Here is a 21,134-nt window from a genome sequence, read left to right as displayed (position 1 = left end):
CGTGGTTCGTGTGGTGCAGTGCGGAGTGACCGGATCTCAGTTTCCGCGTCGAGCGAGCTTTTCTATCTTGTCGGCGATCTCGCCGCCGGTGGTCGGTTCACGGGCGATGAGCAGGATCGTGTCGTCCCCGGCGATCGTTCCCACGACTTCCGGCAATGCAGCACGATCGAGGGCGCTGGCCAGGTAATGCGCAGCTCCGGGCGGTGTCCGCAGAACTGCCTGGTTTCCGCTGTGATCGGTGGACACCAACAGCTCCCCCAACAGCCGCAGGAGACGGTCGGTTCCGCCCGACACCCCGCGCACCGGGCTGCCGTCCTCGGGGACCACGTACACCCCGACGCCGCCGTCGGGAGCGCGCAACTTCACCGCACCCAACTCTTCGAGGTCACGCGACAGCGTCGCCTGGGTAGTGTCGATCCCCTCGGCGGCGAGCAACGACGCCAGCTGCGGTTGACTGCGCACCTGATGCGTGGCCAGCAACGCGATGATCCGCGCCTGTCTGCCCGCGCGGGTCGACGCGGTCAGCGGAACCGCAGTGACGTCGTCACTCACGGTCGCCGAGCCTGCTCGAGGAGCCAGACCAGCAGTGCTTTCTGCGCGTGCAGACGGTTCTCGGCCTCGTCCCAGACGACACTGTGCGGACCGTCGAGCACCTCGTCGGTGATTTCCTCGCCGCGGTGGGCAGGAAGGCAATGCAGCACGACCGCATCGGATTTCGCCTTCGACAGCAGCTCGGAGTCGATGCGGTAGGGCCGGAACGGAGCGACTCGATCGAGTCCGTCGTTCTCCTGACCCATCGATGTCCAGGTATCGGTGACGAGAGCGTCGGCACCGTCGGCGGCCTCGTCGGGGTCTTCGGTCACCGTGATGGACGCTCCGGTCTCCTCGGCGCGCGCACGTGCGGCATCGAGGACGTAACCGAGTGGTGCGAATTCCTTCGGAGCGGCGATCCTGACATCGAGTCCCGCGGTCACTCCGCCGATGAGAAGCGAATGTGCCATGTTATTGGCACCGTCGCCGAAGTACGCCAGCGTCCTCCCGGTCAGGTTTCCCTTGTGCTCGATCAGCGTCTGCAGATCGGCGAGGACCTGGCAGGGATGGAACTCGTTGGACAGCGCATTGACGATGGGAATCGTTGCACCCGTTGCCATCTGCTCCAGCCGCTTCTGGCCGAACGTACGCCAGACGACCGCCTCGACGTAGCGGGACAGCACGCGGCCGGTGTCCTGCAGAGTCTCCTCGCGTCCCAGTTGAGTGTCGCTTCCGGTGACCACAACGGCGTGGCCACCCAACTGCGCAATGCCCAACTCGAACGAGAACCGAGTTCTGGTGGAATTCTTCTCGAAGATCACACCGACGCCCTTCGGCCCCCCGAGCGGCCGCTTGGAGAACGGAGCCCGCTTGATCTCGGCCGCGAGCGCCAGGATTTCTCCCTGCTGCTGCGGGGTGATGTCGTCGTCGCGAAGGAAGTGCTGAACGGTCATGGCTGGTGTGCCTCCTGTGCTGCGTCGAGAATTGCCGGTAGTGCCGAGACGAACGACGCGGCCTGCTCTTCGGTGATGATCAGCGGCGGTGCGAGCCGCAATACGTCTGGTTGCGCTGCATTGATCAGGAAGCCTGCGTCACGGGCCGCCGCCTCGGCCGCAGGCGCAACTGCGGCCGTGAGCACCACTCCGAGCAGAAGCCCGGAGCCCCGAACATGGCTGACGAGAGGGTGTTCGAGAGCCTCGATGGAATGAGCGATGGTCTTGCCGAGACTGTCGGCGTGCGAAACGAGGTCGTCGGCGGCAATGGTCCGCAACACAGCCAACGCAGCAGCGGCGCAGACCGGGTTGCCGCCGAAGGTGGTGCCGTGCTTGCCCGGATGCAACAACTCCCCCGCCGCCCCGATACCGATGCAGGCTCCGATGGGCAGACCCCCGCCCAGCCCTTTGGCCAAGGTGATCACGTCGGGCACGATGCCGACCGACTGGTGGGCGTAGAACCAGCCCGTGCGGCCGATACCGGTCTGCACCTCGTCGAGGACCAACAGCGCGCCGTGCCTCGCCGTGATCTCACGTGCGGCAACGAGATACCCGTCCGGAGGAACGACCACGCCGCCCTCCCCCATGATGGGTTCGAGAAACACTGCGGCGGTGTCGGAATCGACGGCTGCCTCGAGCGCGGCGATGTCTCCGTAGGGCACGTGCTGGACACCGGCAGGCATGGGTTCGAACGGAATTCGCTTGTCGGCTTGTCCGGTGAGCGCCAGTGCACCCATCGTCCGTCCGTGAAAGGCCTTCTCGGCGGCAATGATGTGAGGACGACCGGTCAGACGCGCGATCTTGAACGCCGCCTCGTTGGCCTCGGTACCCGAGTTGCAGAAGAACACTCGTCCCGTCGTACCCGCACCCAGGTGTGCGAGCAATTGCTCGGCCAGTTCGATACCCGGTTCCGTCGCATACAGATTCGACGTATGACCCAGAGTGGAGAGCTGAGCAGTGACCGCCTCGATCACCGCAGGATGAGCGTGGCCCAGGATATTGACGGCGATACCGGCCAGCAGGTCGAGGTACTGCTTGCCGTCGGCGTCGGTCACCACAGCGCCTTCGCCTCGAACGAGCGCTACGCGCGGCACACCGTAGTTGTCCATCAGCGACGTGGACCACCGCTGCTGTAGATCGACCGTGGACTGCGTGCCGGTCATGACGTGACTCCTGACGTAGACAATTGATCGGGGGTGACCATGGTGCCGATCCCCTCACCGGTGAACAGCTCCACGAGAACCGAATGTTCGACGCGACCGTCGATGACGTGCGCCGACGGCACGCCGGCACGAACGGCCCGCAGGCACGCTTCCATCTTCGGAACCATCCCGGCATCGAGCGTGGGCAGCAATGCGTCGAGTTCCGACGCGTCGATTCGAGAGGTCAGGGAACTGCGATCGGGCCACGCCGTGTAGAGACCCTCGACATCGGTGAGCACGACCAACTTCTCGGCCCCGATCGCACTGGCGAGAGCAGCAGCAGCAGTGTCGGCGTTGATGTTGTGCACCACGCCGTCACTGTCGGGTGCGATGGTGGAGACCACCGGAATACGGCCTGCGGCAATCAGATCGAAGATCGCCTTCGGATCTACCGAGGTGACGTCGCCTACCAGACCGATATCGGTATCGACGCCGTCGACCAGGACCGAACGACGCGTCGCGGTGAACAGGTGCGCGTCCTCCCCCGAGATTCCGACGGCATACGGACCGTGACTGTTGATCAAGCCGACGAGTTCACGGCCGACCTGCCCGAACAGCACCATCCGAACGATGTCCATGACTTCCGGTGTGGTGACCCGGAATCCGCCGCGGAACTCACCCGTCAGGCCCAGCCGGGTGAGCATGGCCGAAATCTGCGGGCCTCCGCCGTGCACGACGACGGGGTGAATTCCGACGGTGCGTAGAAACACCATGTCGGCGGCGAACGCTCGTTTGAGATCGTCGTCGATCATGGCGTTCCCGCCGTACTTCACCACGACGATCTTGCCCGAGAAGCGCTGGAGCCAGGGCAGTGCCTCGGCGAGCGTGAACGCCTTCTGCGCTGCCGTCAATTGCGTCGCAGCAGCAGTCATGACGAGTACGCCGAGTTCTCTTCGACGTAGGCGTGGGAAAGATCCGTCGTTCTGATCGTGGCCGTACCGGACCCGAGTCCGAGGTCGATGGTCACGGCGATATCGACTCCGGACAGGTCGACCTCGCGCGCACCCGGAGCGCCGACGCCGTCGATGCACACCGGATTGCCGTTGAACGACACGGCAATCCGATCCGGATCGAGTTCGATCGGAGCAATACCGATCGCCGCGAGTACACGGCCCCAGTTGGGGTCCGAACCGAACAGGGCCGTCTTGGTGAGACTGTCCCTGGCGACCGTCCGCGCACCGACGAGAGCCTCGTCCTCGGATACTGCACCCGAGACGGTGATCTTCACTCGCTTGGTGACGCCCTCGGCATCGGCCATCATCTGATCGGCGAGGTCGTCGCATACCGCAAGAACAGCAGCGTCGAGGTCCTCCTGCGACGGGCTCACACCGCTCGCCCCGGAGGAGAGCAGCAGTACCGTGTCGTTCGTGGAGGATGCGCCGTCGACGTCGAGTCGGTCGTAGGACAACCGGGTGGCCGCACGAAGCGCGGTGTCGAGCTGCTCCGCGGTCGCGACGGCGTCGGTGGTGATGACACTGAGCATCGTGGCCAGCGAGGGTGCGAGCATGCCCGCGCCCTTGGCCATGCCACCGACATTCCACTTGTCTGCGTGATGAATCGCGGCCTGCTTCGGAACGGTATCGGTGGTCATGATCGCGTAAGCGGCATCGGTGCCACCGGAGATACCGCCGGCCAGTTCGTGCACCACCTCGGTCACCCCCGGCAACAGCTTGTCCATCGGCAACCGATCGCCGATGAGACCTGTCGAGCACACGGCAACCTCGATGGCCCCTGTTTCCGAACCCCAGTTGCTCAACACGGACGCGACCTCCTCGGCCGTCCGATGCGCGTCCTGGAAACCGGGTGCACCGGTACAAGCGTTGGCACCGCCCGAGTTCAACACCACCGCGCGAAGCCGACCGGTGGTGAGCACCTGCTGCGACCACAGCACCGGCGCGGCCTTGACCTTGTTGCGGGTGAAGACGCCCGCTGCCGTGAAGTCCGGGCCCTCGTTGAACACGAGAGCCAGATCGGACCTGCCACTTGCCTTGATACCCGCGGGAATCCCGGCCGCACGGAATCCGGCGGGGGACGTCACGCCCTGGGAACGCACGAGCTTCCCCGCGATCGAGGCGACCGTATCCGTCTCGCTCTTCAGGCCGGTCATGGAGCAACTCCTACGGTAGAGAGACCGTCGGTCTCGTCGATTCCCAACGCCAGATTCATCGATTGCACTGCTGCACCGGCTGTTCCCTTGGCCAGGTTGTCGATGGCCGCGATGACCACCAGCAAGCCGGCGTCTGCATCGACGGACACACTCATCTGCACGGCGTTCGATCCGATGACCGAACCGGTCTGCGGCAGCCGCCCGGCCGGAAGAACATGAACGAAAGGCTCTGCGGCATAGGCCTTCTCGTACACCTCGACGGCCTGAGCCTCGGTAGCGGTGGTCACGGCCGTACAGGTGGCCAGAATGCCACGCGGCATCGGCGCGAGTACCGGAGTGAACGACACCGACACGTCGGTACCGGCCACAGCCGACAGGTTCTGCACGATCTCGGGAGTGTGCCGGTGCGCGCCTGCTACCGCGTATGCGCGAACCGAGCCCATCACCTCGGAGCCCAGCAGGTCGGCCTTGGGTGCCCGGCCCGCACCGGACGTGCCGGTGACCGCAACGATGTTGACCCGTGGCTCGATGATTCCGGCGGCAACTGCCGGGGCCAGGGCTAGGCTCGACACCGTCGGATAGCACCCGGGCACGGCGATACGCGTGGCCCCGACCAGGAGCTCGCGGTGCCCCGGTAGCTCCGGGAGCCCGTACGGCCAAGTCCCCGCATGCGGGGACTTGTAGTACTTCTCCCAGGCTGCCGAGTCGTTGAGGCGGAAATCGGCACCGCAGTCGATGATCACCACGGATTCGGGCAACTGGAGCGCGAGTTCGGCGGATTTACCGTGCGGCAACCCGAGGAAGATCACGTCGTGTCCGGCAAGTTCGTCGACCGTCGTGGGGCCGAGCACACGGTCGGCAAGCGGCAACAGGTGGGGATGGAACTCACCCAGTGTCGCGCCTGCATTGCCACCCGCAGTCAGCGCTCCGATGACCAACGAGCCGTCGCGAACAGCTGGGTGGCCGAGCAACAGGCGAAGGATCTCACCACCGGCGTAGCCACTGGCACCCGCCACCGCGATGCGCTTCGGCGTTGCCTCCGAAATAGTCATGCGGTTTATTATGCAGCATCATGCAAGCTCATTCATCGGCGGGCCGGAAACGCTAGCTGCTACCCATCGATCTACGAATTTCGTCGAGCTTCTTTCGGCCCGCTTCCTGCCGATCGTTCCACTGTTTGTCCAGGTCCTGACCGGCTCTCGATTCCCGGTCCAGCTCCTCCGCCCCGACAGCCGTACCCGAGCGGTGCTCCACCTTCTCTCGCACCCCGTCCCAGGTCGGCACCCCGGAGTCGGTGAACTCGCCCGTAGTCGCACCGCCGACATAACCCCCACCCCCGCCGACGGGCAGGTCGTCTACCAATTCCGCATCGATGACGCCCGGCACCGTTCCGCCCAACGGAGCTCCCGGTGGTGGATCGCCGAGCGGCTGGTCGATACGAGGTTTCGTCACCTGCGGAACATCCACATCGGGAACGGTTCCCGGCGGGACGCCGCGATCCGGACCGGCTGGCTCGGGTTCCGCCGTCCCCAACTCGGCCGCCAGAGCGGATGCCGCCGCTGCCACCGGAGCCAACCGAGGTCGGCCAACCACCGCCGCGAGAACCTCGTTCAACACCTGCAGATCCGAGGCCGTGGCCTGCGTGTCGGATTCACTCATCGGCTGCTCCCGTCGTCGTGCCCGTCATGACACCACGCTACGCACAACACCGGCCGCGCCGTCGACGGTTCAGCTACGCAGCTGGGCACCGACCGCTGTGGATGCCGCCGCCACGGCTGCGTCGCGAGCCGCCGTCGCCTGATCCTCGGTCAGGGTTCCGTCCGAACCGCGGAACCGGAGGGCGAACGCCAACGACTTACGCCCCTCGCCGACCTGCTCACCCTCGTAGACGTCGAACAGTCGGATGGACTCGAGCAGTTCTCCACCGCCGATCGTCAGTGCTGCCTCGACGGAGGCCGCGGGCACGGACGCGTCGACCACGACAGCGACGTCCTGCAACACGGCCGGGTATGGGGATACCTCGGGGGCCGGAAGCGATTCGACGACGGGCAGAGCACTCAAACTCAGCTCCACCGCACACGTACGCGGCGGCAAACCGGCTCGCTCGAGCACAGCCGGATGCAGTTCACCTGCGTGCCCGACGACCTCACCGTCGAGAAGAACCTCGGCGCACCGGCCCGGATGCCAGGGAAGGTGTTGTGCTGCACGAAGATCGACGTGCACGCCGGAAGCCGCGGCAACCGTGCGCACAGCGGCGAACGCGTCTGCGGCCTCGGCTGCTCGGCCCGGTCCCCAGGGCCCGGACGGCTCACGCTGACCGGCGAGCACCACGCCCACGTGTACCGGCTGTGCGGGGAGGGACCCACGGAGCATCGCGATCTGATCGTCGGTCGGTCGCCGATCGACCGGCAACGCGTCCACCGCAGCGGTCGCGTCGTGCCGGAGAACGACCTGGGCGATTCCGAACAAAGACACGTCCCGCTGACCGCGCGCGATGTTCCTGCTCAGCATTTCGAGCAGACCGGGAAGCACGGTCGTCGCAAGCTCGGGGCGGTCGGCCTCGAGCGGGTTCAACACCGACGTCGTCGCTCGGCGCGGGTCGTCCGCGTCGAGGCCCCACGTGTCGAAGATTCCCTTGGGCAGGAACACCGGCGGAAGAACTTCGACATAGCCGGCGAACGCAAGGGCCTTGCCGACTGCCCGCCGACGCTTCTGCTCGGCGGTGAGGCCGCGCCCACCGGGAGCGGACGGCAGAATCGACGGGATCTTCTCGAGCCCTTCGAGCCGCAGCACCTCTTCGACCAGATCGGCGCGCTGCACCAAGTCGGGTCGCCACGAGGGAGGATCGACGACCAGTTGTCCGTGGCCGCCACCGTCGACATCCACCTCGACGGTGCATCCGATCTGAGTGAGCCGTCGAGCAGCGGTCCCGTCGGGGTACTGCACACCAGCGATCCGATCGGGCAGGTCGAAGTCCATCGTCACCGACGGGAACCGGGCAGCCTCGCCGATGTCGGTCAGCACCGGTTCGATACGTCCACCGGCGATCTCGACGAGCAACTGTGCGGCCCGATCGAGCGCCGCAACCGGGAGCGCCGAATCCACAGTCCGCTCGAAACGCTTGCTCGCCTCGCTCGACAGCTTGTGGCGACGGCCGGTTCGGAACACCGCGAGCGGATCGAACGATGCTGCTTCGAGAACGACATCGCTGGTCGAGTCGTCGACCTCGGTGGACGCCCCGCCCATGACGCCGGCCAACGAGATGGCTCCCGTTCCGTCGGCGATGACCACGTCTTCCGCATCGAGCGACCGCTCGACGCCGTCGAGCGTCGTGAGCGTCTCCCCCGCATTCGCGCGCCGCACGACGAGATGACCGTCGAGCTTGCTTGCGTCGAAAGCATGCAACGGCTGTCCGAGTTCGTGGAGCACGTAGTTGGTCACGTCCACGGCCGCCGAGATCGGTCGCACCCCGGCCAGCAGCAGTCTCCGCTGCATCCACCAGGGAGTGACGGCAGCGGGATCGATACCCACGACCTTGCGCAGAGCGAACCGAGAAGTACCGGACTCGGGCTCGACCGTCACGGGCCAGGCGTCACCGGTGACCTCGGTGGGCATCGTGCGCGCCGGATCCACATACGGAAGATCGAAGCTGCACGCCAACTCACGAGCCAGGCCGCGTACCGAGAAGGCGTACCCGCGGTCCGGTGTCACGTTCAGCTCGATCACCGAATCATCGAGGCCCAGAACGACTTTGGCATCGTCGCCGGGCTGCGCAGTCCCTTCCGGTAGCACCAGGATGCCGGAGTGGTCCCGGCCGAGACCGAGCTCGAGCGTCGAGCAGATCATCCCGTTGGAGTTGCGGCCGTACGTCTTGCGCGACGCGATGGCGAACCCGCCCGGCAGAACGCTGCCGGGCAGCGCCGCGACGATGAGGTCCCCCTCGGCGAAATTGCGTGCACCGCAGACGATCTCCTGCGGCTCGTCGGCCCCCACGTTCACGAGGCAGAACCGAATGGGCTTCTTGAATTCGGTCAGTTCCTCGATCGACTCGACCCGACCCACCACGAGGGGCCCCGTCACGTTGTCCAACGAGACCAGCTCCTCGACCTCGAAACCGACGCGTACGAAACCCGCGTCGAGCTCGTCGGGCGAGACGGACCAGTCGGGAGTACCCGCGTGCAGGACCTCGGTCAACCAGGAATGTGGGACTCGCACGTGTGCTCAGCTCTTTCTTGTATCCGAGATGAAGTGGGGCTGGAGAGTGGCCGCGTCAGGCCTGAACACCGAAGGGCAGAGTGAACCTGATATCCCCCTCGACGATGTCCCGCATGTCCGGGATGTCGTTGCGGAACTGCAGAGTTCGCTCGAGACCCATGCCGAACGCGAAACCGGTGTACACCTCCGGGTCGATGCCGCTGGCCTGCAACACCTTCGGGTTGACCATTCCGCAGCCACCCCATTCGACCCAACCGGCTCCACCCTTCTTCTTCGGGAACCACACATCGACCTCGGCGGAGGGCTCGGTGAACGGAAAGTAGTTGGGCCGCATCCGAGTGCGCGTATCGCTGCCGAACAGAGCCTGCGCGAACGCGTCCAGCGTTCCGCGCAGATGCGCCATCGTCAGGCCCTTGTCGATCGCGAGCCCCTCGACCTGATGGAAGACCGGAGTGTGCGTCGTATCGAGCTCGTCGGTACGGAACGTTCGGCCAGGGCAGACGACGTAGATCGGTACGTCGCGGGAGAGCATGGACCGCACCTGCACCGGCGACGTGTGCGTACGCAGTACCTGCCGCGAGCCCTCCGGCGCGATGTGGAACGTGTCCTGCATCGTGCGAGCCGGGTGATCGGGCAGGAAGTTCAACGCGTCGAAGTTGAAGTGCTCGGTTTCCACCTCGGGGCCCTCTTCGACCTCCCAGCCCATACCGACGAAGACATCGGCAACCTGCTCCGAGATGATCGTGATGGGATGGCGCGCTCCGACGGGCGTCTCGTCGGTCGGCAGCGTCACGTCGATCGTCTCGGCCACGAGAATCGCTGCATCGCGCTCCGCCGACAGCACTGCGCGGCGCTCGTCGAAGGACTTCTGCACCCGGTCTCGTGCCACCTTGACGCGCTTGCCCGCGTCCGCCTTCTGGTCACCGGGTAGAGCTCCGAGGGCGCGCTGAGCCAACGCCAGTGGTGCCTTTCCACCCACGTGATCGATTTTGACCTTCGTGAGCGCATCGAGGTCCGACGCGTCGGCGAACGCCTGCTCGGCCGAGTCCACCGCAGCGTCGAGTGCGGACTCTTCGAGAACGCTCGGATCTACCGGCTCGGGCCCGGACTCTTTCTTCGCCACGACAGATGCACTCCTCGAATAATGGTCGGTCTGCACGAAGCAGAGTGGTAACGATCCTAGGCGACCGTATTCACGGGTTCGCCGACCGTCGTCGAACACGGGCGCTCGCGTAGAGGCACAGTGCCGCGGCGGTCGCCAGGTTCAGACTCTCCGCCCGACCGTGGATGGGAATTCTGATCCGGTGATCGGCAGCTTGGGCAACGGGGAGGGACAAACCGTGGGCCTCGTTGCCGAACAACCACGCAGTCGGCTGCTGGAGCAGCTCGTCTGCGTCGTCCAAGTCGACTTCGCCGTCGGCGGCAGTCGCCACGACCGTCAGGCCGGCACGGCGCAGTGCGTCGATACCGTCTTCGATCGAGCGCTCCCTCGCAATGGGAAGATGGAAGACGCTGCCGGCCGAGGCCCGCACGCATTTGCCGTTGTGCGGGTCGACGGAGTCGCCGAGCAGGACCACCGAATCGGCCCCGGCGGCATCGGCAACACGAATGATCGTGCCGGCGTTGCCCGGCTCGGCCATCTCCACCGGAACGGCCACCAGCCGCGGTGTTCCGTCCAACGCACGGTCGATCGGGACGTCGACCAATTCGGTGACTGCGATCAGGCCCTGCGGAGTGACGGTGTCGGACAATGCCTTCGCGGCCCGATCGGTGATCGGAAACACCCGTGCTCCAGCGGCCTCGACGGAGGCGATGAGGCTCTCGTGCCGGTCGAAGGCATCTGCGGTGAAGAACAGCTCGCGGACCGAACCGAACCGCGCAGCCTCGGACACAGCATTGAAGCCCTCGGCAAGGAACAGTCCCGCCTTCTTGCGCTCTGCAGCGCGAGCGAGCTTGACGGCCGAAACGACCCGCGGAGTTCGCTCGGTCAGCGAATCCACGGGTCGTTTCGGAGTTGAATCGTCGTGCGGCGACTCGCTCAGGCTGCTTCTCCAGCAGGAGCGTTGACATCGGCAGGCAATGCAGCCTTGGCGATGGCGACCAAGCCGGCGAATGCCTCGGCATCGGACACAGCGAGCTCGGCGAGGATCTTGCGGTCCACCTCGACGCCCGCGGCCTTCAGGCCCTGGACGAAGCGGTTGTAGGTGATGTCGTTGGCCCGCGCTGCAGCGTTGATACGCGTGATCCACAGCTTGCGGAAGTCACCCTTGCGCGCGCGGCGGTCCCGGTACGCGTAGGTGAGCGAGTGGAGCTGCTGCTCCTTGGCCTTGGTGTACAGACGTGAGCGCTGTCCGCGGTAGCCCTTGGACGCTTCGAGAATCGAACGGCGCTTCTTCTGGGCGTTGACGGCCCTTTTTACGCGTGCCACTGGTGAATCCTGTCGATCTGGGGGCGTGTGAAACCCCGAATGGTAATGGGATGAAGCCGACCGAAATCAGTCGGCGGCGAGCCGGATCAGATGCCGAGCAGGCGCTTGATCCGAGGCACGTCGGCCTTCTTGACAACGGCGACACCATCGAGGCGACGAGTCACCTTGGTGGGCTTGTGCTCGAGCAGGTGGCGACGGCCGGCCTTCTGGCGCAGGATCTTGCCGCTGCCGGACACCTTGAATCGCTTCTTGGCACCACTGTGCGTCTTCTGCTTGGGCATGAAATCCTCTGTTCTGTATTAGCTCTTCGGTGGTGCATGGCACAGCCACGCAGCGCCTCGGAACGGACTGCGCACCGAGGCGGGTGCGGGACTGTCTTACTGGTAGAGCGCGAAGCTCAGTTGGTCTGAGCCGGAGTAGCCGGAGCTGCTGCGGCCGGTGCCTCGGCAGCCGGAGCTGCTGCGGCGGGCTGTTCCGGCGCGGGGGCCGGTGCGCGTTGCGCAGGCGGCGCGGCAGCGCTTTCCTGAGCCTTCACGCGAGTCTTGGCACCCTTGTGCGGAGCCAGGACCATGGTCATGTTGCGGCCGTCCTGCTTGGCCGACGTTTCCACGAAACCGAGTTCCGCGACGTCGGCACCCAGGCGCTGCAACAAACGGAAACCCAGCTCGGGGCGCGACTGCTCGCGACCACGGAACATGATGGTGACCTTGACCTTCGAGCCGGCTTCGAGGAAGCGAACCACGTTGCGCTTCTTGGTCTCGTAGTCGTGCGCGTCGATCTTGGGGCGGAGCTTCTGCTCCTTGATGACGGTGAGCGTCTGGTTCTTGCGCGATTCGCGCGCCTTCTGCGCAGCCTCGTACTTGAACTTCCCGTAGTCCATGATCTTGCAGACCGGCGGACGTGCGTCGGGAGCTACTTCGACAAGATCGAGGTCGGCTTCGAGAGCCAAGCGGAGTGCATCTTCAACACGCACGATCCCCACCTGTTCACCGCCTGGTCCGACAAGACGGACCTCGGGAACTCGGATGCGATCGTTGATGCGGGTCTCAGTGCTGATGGGGCCTCCTAGGTAGTGCGGTGTGGTGTGTAACCCGACCGCCTGCCACTTACACAGCCCGTCGCCCTCGAACCTCGACATCACGCTCGGCGAACCAACACCGAAAACGAAAAAACCCTGCAGCCGGTCTGTACCGACAGCAGGGCCCGATGTCGACCGGTCGATCCGTACGACATAGCGCGTCGTACAGTCTCCTCACGAGGAGGAAGCACTGGGGAATCCCGACTGGGAGACCTTCGTGCGACCGGACCGGAAGCGATCCATTCGGATCACATACCGGTGGGAGTCGGGCTCCACTTGCTGCCTCCATGCGGTGAACTCCATCGAGGAGCGCACGCCGAAGACGGTCGTCGAGTCAGACTACCAGCAGAATGCCGAAACCGACAATCGCACCTGTCGATGAAGCCGAGTCGACACCCGATCCGACCGACGGCACCCGCGGCGTGGGATTCTCGTAGGTATGACCAGTTCATCCACGCCCGCCGATCCCGCAGGCTCCGACCCCACCGGTATCGAGCAAGAAGTCCGGGAACTCGCCGAGGTTCCCGCGGTCGAGGTCATCAGCCGTGCAGCGGTGATGCTGATGAGTTCCGCGGCCGAGAAGCTGGGTCTGTCCGAGCCCGATCCCGCGGAGAGCCCCTACCTCGATCTCGACGAGGCCCGACGCGTCATCACCGCACTCGCCGGCTTGGTCACCGCGTCGGTCGAGTACCTCGGTCCCCACGCTGGACCGATTCGCGACGGCCTCCAGGCACTGCAACGCGCGTTCCGGGAAGCCTCAGCACACCCGGACGAGCCAGGACTCGGCCCCGGTGAGAAGTACACCGGCCCGGTGCACTGAACGAGCGCACCCCACCCCACCCACAGACGACGAAGCCGCATCCGGCAATCCGGATGCGGCTTCGTCGTCGACGTGTTCGCGTCAGACCGCAGCGACCTTACGAGCCCGACGCTTCTTCGGGGCCGTCTTCGGCGTGGACGCCACTACCTCGCGGGAGAGCGCCTCCTGCAGGAATTTTCCGGTGTAGCTTTCGGGCACCGCTGCTACGGCTTCCGGATTACCCTGCGCCACAACCGTTCCGCCGCCCGAACCACCTTCGGGCCCCATGTCGATGACCCAGTCGGAGACCTTGATGACATCGAGATTGTGCTCGATGACAATCACGGTGTTCCCCTTGTCGACGAGTCCGTTCACCACGCCGAGCAACTTCCGGATGTCCTCGAAATGCAGGCCCGTGGTCGGCTCGTCGAGAATGTAGACGGTGCGGCCGGTCGATCGCTTCTGCAACTCGGCTGCGAGTTTCACACGCTGAGCTTCGCCGCCGGACAGTGTCGTCGCCGGTTGACCCAGGCGGACGTAACCGAGGCCGACCTCGACGAGTGTCTTGAGGTACCGGTGAATCGACGTGATGGCCTCGAAGAAGTCGGCAGCCTCCTCGATCGGCATGTCCAGGACCTCGGCGATGGTCTTGCCCTTGTAGTGCACTTCGAGCGTCTCGCGGTTGTAGCGAGCGCCTTCGCACACCTCGCAGGGGACGTAGACGTCGGGCAGGAAGTTCATCTCGATCTTCAACGTGCCGTCTCCCGAGCATGCCTCGCACCGACCGCCCTTGACGTTGAACGAGAATCGCCCGGGCTGATACCCACGAACCTTGGCCTCGGTGGTGGCCGCGAACAACGTACGGATCTTGTCGAACACCCCGGTGTACGTCGCGGCGTTGGACCGGGGCGTGCGGCCGATCGGCGACTGGTCGACGCGAACCAGCTTGTCCAGTTGGTCCAGACCGTTGATCCGGGTGTGCCGACCGGGAACCTGCCGGGCACCGTTGAGCTTGTTGGCCATCACGGTCGCGAGGATGTCGTTGACCAGCGTCGACTTACCCGAGCCCGAGACACCGGTGACCGACGTCAGAACACCGAGAGGGAAGCTGACGTCGATTCCCTGGAGGTTGTGTTCACGGGCACCCACGACGGTGACCTGTCGCTTCTTGTCGACCACCCGACGGGTGTCCGGCAGCGGGATCTCCATGCGACCCGACAAATACGCACCCGTGAGCGATTCGTCGTTGGTGAGGAGGTCCGCGTAGGAACCGCTGTGCACGACGCGTCCGCCGTGCTCACCGGCCAACGGTCCGATATCGACGACCCAGTCGGAGGTACGGATGGTGTCCTCGTCGTGCTCGACGACGATCAATGTGTTGCCGAGATCGCGCAGTCGCGTCAGCGTGTCGATGAGCCGGCGGTTGTCCCGTTGGTGCAGTCCGATGGACGGCTCGTCCAGTACGTAGAGCACGCCGACGAGGCCGGAGCCGATCTGCGTGGCGAGCCGGATACGTTGGGCCTCGCCGCCGGACAGCGAGCCCGCGGTGCGCGCCAACGACAGGTATTCGAGACCCACGTCCAGCAGGAAGCCGAGTCGAGCCTGAACCTCCTTGAGGACCTGGCCCGCAATCGCTTCCTCGCGTCGCCCCAGAGTGAGACTGTTGAGGAAGTCGGCCGTATCGGCGATGGAGAGTTCACACACCTCGGCGATCGACTTCGGCCCGAAATCACCTGCCGCGATGGTGACCGACAGAATTTCCGGACGCAGCCTGGCTCCGTTGCAGGTAGGACACGGAACGTCGCGCATGTAGCCGTCGTAGCGTTCCTTCATCTGTTCGGATTCGGTCTGCTCGAGGCGGCGGTGCAGGAAGGGCATGACGCCCTCGAACTCGGCGTAGTACGACCGGGTGCGGCCGTACCGGTTCTTGTACTTCACGTGCACCTGGTGGTCGCTGCCCTCCAGGACAGCTCGCTTGACCTTCGCCGGCAGCTTGTTCCACGGAGCGTGCAGATCGAAGCCCATGGCGTCGGCGAGTCCGGACAGCAAGCGACCGAAGTACTCCGACGTCTGGCCCATCGACCAGGGCGCGATGGCACCGTCGGCCAGACTCAGATCACCGTCGGGCACCACCAGCTCGGGATCGACCTCCTTGCGCACGCCGAGCCCGACACAGTCGGGGCAGGCACCGTAAGGCGAGTTGAACGAGAACGATCGCGGTTCGAGGTCGTCGATGGACAGCGGGTGGCCGTTGGGGCACGCGAGCTTCTCCGAGAAACGACGCTCCCGATCGGGGGCGTTCTCCTCACGGTCGACGAAGTCGAGAACCACGATGCCGTCCGCGAGCCGCAGTGCGGTCTCCACCGAGTCGGTGAGCCGCTGCTTCGAGCTGGACTTGACCGTGAGTCGGTCGACAACGACCTCGATGTCGTGTTTTTCCTGCTTCTTCAAGACCGGCGGGCTGCTGAGCTGGTGGACGACACCGTCGACGCGCACACGTGAGTAGCCCTGAGTGTTGAGCGAGTCGAACAGGTCGACGAACTCGCCCTTACGGGTTCGGACCACCGGCGCGAGGACCTGGAATTTCAGGCCCTCCTCCATGTCGAGAACCTGATCGACGATCTGCTGTGGGGTCTGCTTGGCGATCTGCTCGCCGCACACCGGGCAGTGCGCAGTGCCCGCCCTGGCGTAGAGCAACCGCAGGTAGTCGTAGACCTCGGTGATGGTGCCCACGGTCGAGCGTGGGTTGCGGTTGGTCGACTTCTGGTCGATCGAGACCGCGGGCGACAGGCCTTCGATGAAGTCGACATCGGGCTTGTCCATCTGCCCGAGGAACTGCCGGGCGTATGCGGACAGCGACTCCACGTAGCGGCGCTGGCCTTCGGCGAAGATCGTGTCGAAGGCGAGAGACGACTTGCCCGAACCGGACAACCCGGTGAACACGATCAGCGCGTCCCGGGGCAGGTCGATATCGACCCCCCTCAAGTTGTGCTCCCGTGCACCTCGCACTATCAGGCGATCCGCCACTGTGTTCCCTTCTTTTCTCACGAGCACGTCGAGCCGTGTTGCTGCTCGACGCAGCATTGTCCGACGTCGAGTCGATGATGACGCGTGGTGCCGATGCACCGATCACACGCCGTGTAGCCGAGGACTCCACGTCGAAAACCTGTCGAGGTGAGGGACGAACCTCACCTCGTAGCAATGGTAGGTCCAGGTACCGACACACTTTTCCACGAGCGTGACCCCGGCGCTCCCGTCGTTGCTGCCGACGGTAGCGTCCTCGAAATGGACGAGCACCTCATGGTCATCGACGACAATTACACCGGCGTCGTTGCACAGGGTTCACCCCCGCAGCGGCGGACGATCCCCGGAGCCACGATCACCAAGATGTCGGTCGGCCCCATGGACAACAACACCTACCTGGTCGTCTGTTCCGCAACGGGCCATTCTCTGCTGATAGACGCCGCCAACGAGGCCGACCGCATCTCACTGCTTCTCGACGAGAACGCACCGACACTGTCTCTGATCGTCACCACACATCAGCATGCCGACCACTGCCAGGCGCTGGCCGATATCGCCGGTGGCACCGACTCCCCCACCGCGGCCCACGAGCTGGACGCAGAACCGCTGCCGGTAGCTCCGGACCGTTTTCTTGCCGACCACGACACGGTGTCGGTGGGAGAGCTCACGTTCGATGTGGTGCATCTGACCGGTCACACTCCGGGCTCGATAGCGCTCGCGCTGACCGACGCCGAGGGCAAGACGACGCACCTCTTCACCGGTGATTCCCTGTTCCCCGGCGGCGTCGGCAAAACCAACGGCCCCGAGGACTTCACCCACCTGCTCGACGACGTGAGCGCCAAATTGTTCGACCGTTTCGCCGACGACACCGTCGTCTACCCCGGGCACGGCAAGGACACCACTCTCGGTGACGAGCGGCCGCACCTGGCGGAATGGCGCGAACGCGGCTGGTGACGCCGCACGTGCTTGAGACCGTGGAACACGGGGTATGAAGAGTGTGACAAAAGTGCACGCACCGGTGATTTCGAACTACTTTCGGTGCGAGTCCGCACGTACAACCGCCATGACACGAGAAACTACGCAGGAGGCTGTCAATGCTGGTCCGCCGTATCGCCCGTCCGCTGATGTCTACGATTTTCATCTCCGGGGGCGTCGATGCACTTCGTAATCCCGCCGGCAGGGCGAAGGCAGCCGCTCCGTTGATCGAGCAGAGCAAGGATGCTCTGCCCAACGAGGTCACCGCGAACGTGCCGACCGATCCCGAGACGTTGGTTCGGATCAACGGCGGAATCCAGGTCGCCGGCGGCATTCTGTTGGCCACCGGCAAGGCACCGCGTATCGCATCGCTCGCTCTGGCTGGAAGCCTCGTTCCGACGACGCTGGCCGGACACGCGTTCTGGAACGAAACCGACCCGGAGACCAAGGCTGCGCAACGCATCCACTTCTTCAAGAACCTCAGCCTCCTCGGCGGACTGCTGATCGCGGCCGTCGACACCGAGGGCAAGCCCTCCGTCGCGTGGCGCAGCAAGCGGGCGGCACGCCGCGCACAGGAATCTGTGGTCTCTGCGCTGCCCGGTCACACCACTCACGACACCGGGGAACGCGTCAAGGAAATTGCCTCGATCGCAGCGAGCCGCGGTGCCGATCTGGCCGACGCCGCACAGCCGAAGCTGGCCAAGCTCGCCGACGCCGCACAGCCGAAGCTGGCCAAGTTCGCCGACATCGCCGGCGAGAAGGGCTCGGAGCTGGCAGAGGTCGCGCAGCCCGCTCTGAACCGGTGGGCTCACATCGCCGCCGACAAGGGTTCGGAGCTGGCCGAAGAAGCCCAGAAGCGTGGCTCGAAGCTGGCCGAGCTTGCTGCCGACCGCGGAAGCGATCTGGCCGAAGAAGCGCAGAAGCGTGGCTCGAAGCTCGCCGACAAGGCCGCGCACCGCAGCTCGGATTGGGCCGAGCTCGCTCAGAAGCGGGGCTCGAAGTTGGTCGACGTCGCTGCCGACCGTCGCAGTGAACTGGCCGAGGTGGCACAGAAGCGCGGAGCGAAGCTCGCCGATCTCGCTGCCGAGAAGGGATCCGTTCTGGCCGAAGAGGCTCAGAAGCGCGGTGCCACGTGGGCCGACATCGCGTCGGATCGGGTAGACACGCTCGGCAAGCGCGCTCGTAAGCGGGCCGAGAAGCAGAACAAGGAACTCGAGAAGGCAACCGAGCAGGCTCGGGCCAAGCTCGAGAAGCGAGTTGCCAAGGCGCAGAAGAACTTGGACAAGAGGCTCCAGCAGTACGCGAAGTAGGTCTACCCACGACGCTCGGCGTCGTTCGCGCGCACGGCCCTGTCCCAGAACTCGCGGTTCTGCGGCAGGGCCGTTCTGCGGCGTAGACTGCTCTGGCTGATTTCGAGGCGATATCGTCGCCTCGGCCGAACTCCCGAGGAGAACCTTTGCCGGACGACGGCCACACATCGACCGATCCCGGTGCACCCATCGAGGAAGACCTCGAACAGGCGCACCTGACGCGGTTGTACACGCAGCTCGATTCGCTGCGCGAGTATGCAGCAAACCGTCTTCGCGCCGTGCTGCTCGAGACCGGCGGAACACCGCAGGCCCGAAGCGAGCGCGAATCCTTCAACCAGATGTACACCGAGGACATCGCCAAGTACGACGCAGCCGAGAACGGGCTCTGCTTCGGACGCATCGACCTCGACCCGGACACCCTCGATCCGAAAGTCGACGACCGCCCCGAGCGTTACATCGGCCGTGTCGGCATCCTCGACGACAAGAACGATTACGAGACACTACTGCTGGACTGGCGAGCCCCCATGGCCCGTCCGTTCTATCTGGCGACACCGGCAGCCCCCGAAAACGTGTTGCGCCGCAGGCATATTCGTACCCGCGGACGCAAGGTGACCGCCATCGCCGACGAATTCCTGGACCTCGAGTCCGCGCAGTCGTCGAACGATGCGGCTGTCGCGGGTGGCGTCGCCAGTGAGGGTGCGCTGCTGTCCGCGCTCGATGCGGCGCGAACCGGTCAGATGAACGACATCGTCGAATCGATCCAGAGCGAGCAGGACGCGATCATCCGCTCACAGCATCGCAGTGTGCTGGTGGTGCAGGGCGGACCGGGCACCGGCAAGACGGCCGTGGCACTGCACCGAGCAGCGTATCTGCTGTACACGTACCGTCAACAGCTCGGCAAGAGCGGTGTCCTGATCATCGGGCCCAACGCCACGTTCCTCGACTACATCGGCCAGGTGCTGCCGTCGCTGGGCGAAACCGGGGTATTGCTGTCGACGATCGGCGATCTGTACCCCGGAGTCCGTGCGCAGCGCGAGGATTCGGCTCTGGCCACCGAGGTCAAGGGCAGACTGTCGATGGTCGACGTACTGACGCAGGCAGTGCGTGATCGCCAGGAGGTGCCCGCACAGCCGCGCCGGCTGAAGTTCGACACCTACGACATCACCCTCGATCGAAAGATAGTCACGCGTGCCCGCGGCCGCGCCCGGTCCTCCCGGCGACCACACAACTTGGCTCGACCTCTGTTCGTGTCCTCGGTCGTCGACCAGTTGGCCAATCAGCTGGCCGCGAAACTCGGCCAGAACGTGGTGGACGGATCGAGCTTGCTCAGCGCCGACGACATCGCGGACATGCGGGACGAGATGCGCGAGGACCACGACGTGATGGCTGCGATAGACGAGTTGTGGCCGGATCTATCACCCCAGCAGGTTCTTCGAGGCCTGTTCGCATCGCCGGATAAGATCGCATCGGCCGCACCTGCGCTCGACGAGTCGGAGCGCGAGTCGCTGCTGCGCCGCGGCCACGGCTTCTCGTCCGCGGATGCCCCGCTGCTCGACGAGCTCGCCGAGCTGCTCGGCGTCGACGATGCTGCCGAACGTGAACAGGCCCAGCGTCAATGGCGTGGCCAGATCGCCGATGCCCAGGGCGCGCTGGACATCCTGACCGGGTCTGCACCACAGGACCTCGAAGACGAACTGGACCCGGAGATTCTGATGGCGTACGACCTGATCGACGCCGATCAGCTTGCGCGACGCCAGAATTCGGGTCAGCGACTCACCACCGCGGAACGCGCCGCCGGCGACCGTACCTGGACCTACGGGCACGTGATCGTGGACGAGGCACAAGAGCTGTCGGCGATGGCGTGGCGAATGGTGATGCGGCGCATCCCCAATCGGTGGATGACACTGGTGGGTGACACCGCGCAGACCGGTGATCCGGCCGGAACCTCGTCCTGGGGATCGGTGCTCGAACCCTACGTGGCTCAACGCTGGAAGCTCACCGAACTGACGGTCAACTACCGAACGCCGTCGGAGATCATGACGGTGGCGCACGACGTGCTTGCGGCGATCGATCCGGAGCAGTCCGAACCGCGATCCATTCGCAGCACCGGCGTCGAGCCGTGGGCTCAACGCGTAGCCGCAGCAGATCTGGTGACGACGGTCGAGAAGCGAGTGGCCGACCACCCTCGTCCCGGCCTGAGCGCAGTGCTCGTTCCCTCCGAACTCGTCTCCCAACTGCAGCACCTGGCGTCGGATGTGGTGACCGTGTCGACGGTCAAGGACGCAAAAGGGCTCGAGTTCGACTCGGTGCTCATCGTCGAGCCGAGCGCGATCGTTGCGGAGTCCGTCAAGGGTATGAACGACCTCTACGTGGCCCTGACCCGAGCAACCCAGCGACTCGGAGTCGTCCATGTGGATCCTCTACCCCAGGAGCTCGGGGCCCTGCAGCCCTTCGACGCCGAGGTCTGACGAGAACA

18 protein-coding genes are annotated in these 21,134 nt (G+C 65.2%); 4 read left to right on the top strand and 14 right to left on the bottom strand.

Annotated elements, in window-relative coordinates:
• Window positions 1-36 precede the first annotated feature (36 nt).
• The 13 genes from CH268_RS05675 to infC all read right to left on the bottom strand — a co-directional run bounded on the left by CH268_RS05675 (window position 37) and on the right by infC (window position 12,613).
• Entirely contained in the window at window positions 37-552 is a 516-nt protein-coding gene (locus tag CH268_RS05675; RefSeq protein WP_032365512.1) for an arginine repressor, read from the bottom strand.
• The gene (gene argF / locus CH268_RS05670) at window positions 549-1,484 is read right to left on the bottom strand and encodes an ornithine carbamoyltransferase (protein WP_094662836.1); all 936 of its coding nucleotides are present in this window, start codon (window positions 1,482-1,484) and stop codon (window positions 549-551) included. Before argF ends, CH268_RS05675 begins: the two co-directional genes overlap by 4 nt.
• Window positions 1,481-2,686, bottom strand: a complete 1,206-nt coding sequence (locus CH268_RS05665; RefSeq protein ID WP_032382861.1) for an acetylornithine transaminase — start codon at window positions 2,684-2,686, stop codon at window positions 1,481-1,483. Before CH268_RS05665 ends, argF begins: the two co-directional genes overlap by 4 nt.
• Window positions 2,683-3,597 (bottom strand): acetylglutamate kinase, encoded by a 915-nt coding sequence (gene argB / locus CH268_RS05660; protein ID WP_048318717.1) that lies wholly within the window; start codon window positions 3,595-3,597, stop codon window positions 2,683-2,685. The genes CH268_RS05665 and argB overlap by 4 nt, the downstream gene beginning before the upstream one ends.
• Window positions 3,594-4,832: a bifunctional glutamate N-acetyltransferase/amino-acid acetyltransferase ArgJ gene (argJ, locus tag CH268_RS05655; RefSeq protein WP_048318716.1), complete on the bottom strand. Its 1,239-nt coding sequence runs from the start codon at window positions 4,830-4,832 to the stop codon at window positions 3,594-3,596. Before argJ ends, argB begins: the two co-directional genes overlap by 4 nt.
• Window positions 4,829-5,884: an N-acetyl-gamma-glutamyl-phosphate reductase gene (argC, locus tag CH268_RS05650; RefSeq protein ID WP_027497237.1), complete on the bottom strand. Its 1,056-nt coding sequence runs from the start codon at window positions 5,882-5,884 to the stop codon at window positions 4,829-4,831. The genes argJ and argC overlap by 4 nt, the downstream gene beginning before the upstream one ends.
• 52 nt (window positions 5,885-5,936) lie before the next feature.
• Window positions 5,937-6,491: a hypothetical protein gene (locus CH268_RS05645; protein WP_057473442.1), complete on the bottom strand. Its 555-nt coding sequence runs from the start codon at window positions 6,489-6,491 to the stop codon at window positions 5,937-5,939.
• Between the two features lie 69 nt (window positions 6,492-6,560).
• On the bottom strand, window positions 6,561-9,047 hold the full coding sequence (gene pheT / locus CH268_RS05640) for a phenylalanine--tRNA ligase subunit beta (RefSeq protein WP_094662834.1): 2,487 nt from the start codon (window positions 9,045-9,047) through the stop codon (window positions 6,561-6,563).
• A 55-nt stretch (window positions 9,048-9,102) separates the two neighbouring features.
• A complete protein-coding gene (pheS, locus tag CH268_RS05635; RefSeq protein WP_094662832.1) occupies window positions 9,103-10,170 on the bottom strand; it encodes a phenylalanine--tRNA ligase subunit alpha in 1,068 nt (355 codons plus the stop codon).
• A 70-nt stretch (window positions 10,171-10,240) separates the two neighbouring features.
• The gene (locus CH268_RS05630; RefSeq protein ID WP_094662830.1) at window positions 10,241-11,047 is read right to left on the bottom strand and encodes a TrmH family RNA methyltransferase; all 807 of its coding nucleotides are present in this window, start codon (window positions 11,045-11,047) and stop codon (window positions 10,241-10,243) included.
• A gap of 38 nt (window positions 11,048-11,085) precedes the next feature.
• Window positions 11,086-11,475: a 50S ribosomal protein L20 gene (gene rplT, locus CH268_RS05625; RefSeq protein ID WP_008715924.1), complete on the bottom strand. Its 390-nt coding sequence runs from the start codon at window positions 11,473-11,475 to the stop codon at window positions 11,086-11,088.
• 86 nt (window positions 11,476-11,561) lie between these two features.
• The gene (gene rpmI / locus CH268_RS05620; protein ID WP_008715923.1) at window positions 11,562-11,756 is read right to left on the bottom strand and encodes a 50S ribosomal protein L35; all 195 of its coding nucleotides are present in this window, start codon (window positions 11,754-11,756) and stop codon (window positions 11,562-11,564) included.
• A gap of 116 nt (window positions 11,757-11,872) precedes the next feature.
• Window positions 11,873-12,613 carry a translation initiation factor IF-3 gene (gene infC, locus CH268_RS05615; protein WP_045841242.1) on the bottom strand — a complete coding sequence of 247 codons (741 nt, stop codon included), beginning with the start codon at window positions 12,611-12,613 and terminating at the stop codon, window positions 11,873-11,875.
• 379 nt (window positions 12,614-12,992) lie between these two features.
• Between infC and CH268_RS05610 the strand changes: the two genes are divergently transcribed.
• A complete protein-coding gene (locus tag CH268_RS05610; protein ID WP_032365519.1) occupies window positions 12,993-13,373 on the top strand; it encodes a DUF1844 domain-containing protein in 381 nt (126 codons plus the stop codon).
• A gap of 81 nt (window positions 13,374-13,454) precedes the next feature.
• Here CH268_RS05610 and uvrA read toward each other — a convergent pair whose 3' ends face one another.
• Window positions 13,455-16,379: an excinuclease ABC subunit UvrA gene (uvrA, locus tag CH268_RS05605; RefSeq protein WP_094662868.1), complete on the bottom strand. Its 2,925-nt coding sequence runs from the start codon at window positions 16,377-16,379 to the stop codon at window positions 13,455-13,457.
• 258 nt (window positions 16,380-16,637) lie between these two features.
• On the opposite strand from uvrA, the gene CH268_RS05600 reads away from it, so the two are divergent.
• From CH268_RS05600 to CH268_RS05590, 3 genes are all read left to right on the top strand, one after another.
• Window positions 16,638-17,327, top strand: a complete 690-nt coding sequence (locus CH268_RS05600) for an MBL fold metallo-hydrolase (protein ID WP_094662866.1) — start codon at window positions 16,638-16,640, stop codon at window positions 17,325-17,327.
• A 140-nt stretch (window positions 17,328-17,467) separates the two neighbouring features.
• Window positions 17,468-18,658 (top strand): DoxX family protein, encoded by a 1,191-nt coding sequence (locus CH268_RS05595; protein ID WP_094662828.1) that lies wholly within the window; start codon window positions 17,468-17,470, stop codon window positions 18,656-18,658.
• A gap of 146 nt (window positions 18,659-18,804) precedes the next feature.
• Entirely contained in the window at window positions 18,805-21,126 is a 2,322-nt protein-coding gene (locus tag CH268_RS05590; protein ID WP_094662826.1) for a HelD family protein, read from the top strand.
• Window positions 21,127-21,134 lie beyond the last annotated feature (8 nt).

The organism is Rhodococcus sp. 06-1460-1B (assembly GCF_002258475.1).
Taxonomy (GTDB): Bacteria; Actinomycetota; Actinomycetes; order Mycobacteriales; family Mycobacteriaceae; genus Rhodococcoides; species Rhodococcoides fascians.
This window is presented reverse-complemented; position numbering and strand designations above follow the sequence as displayed.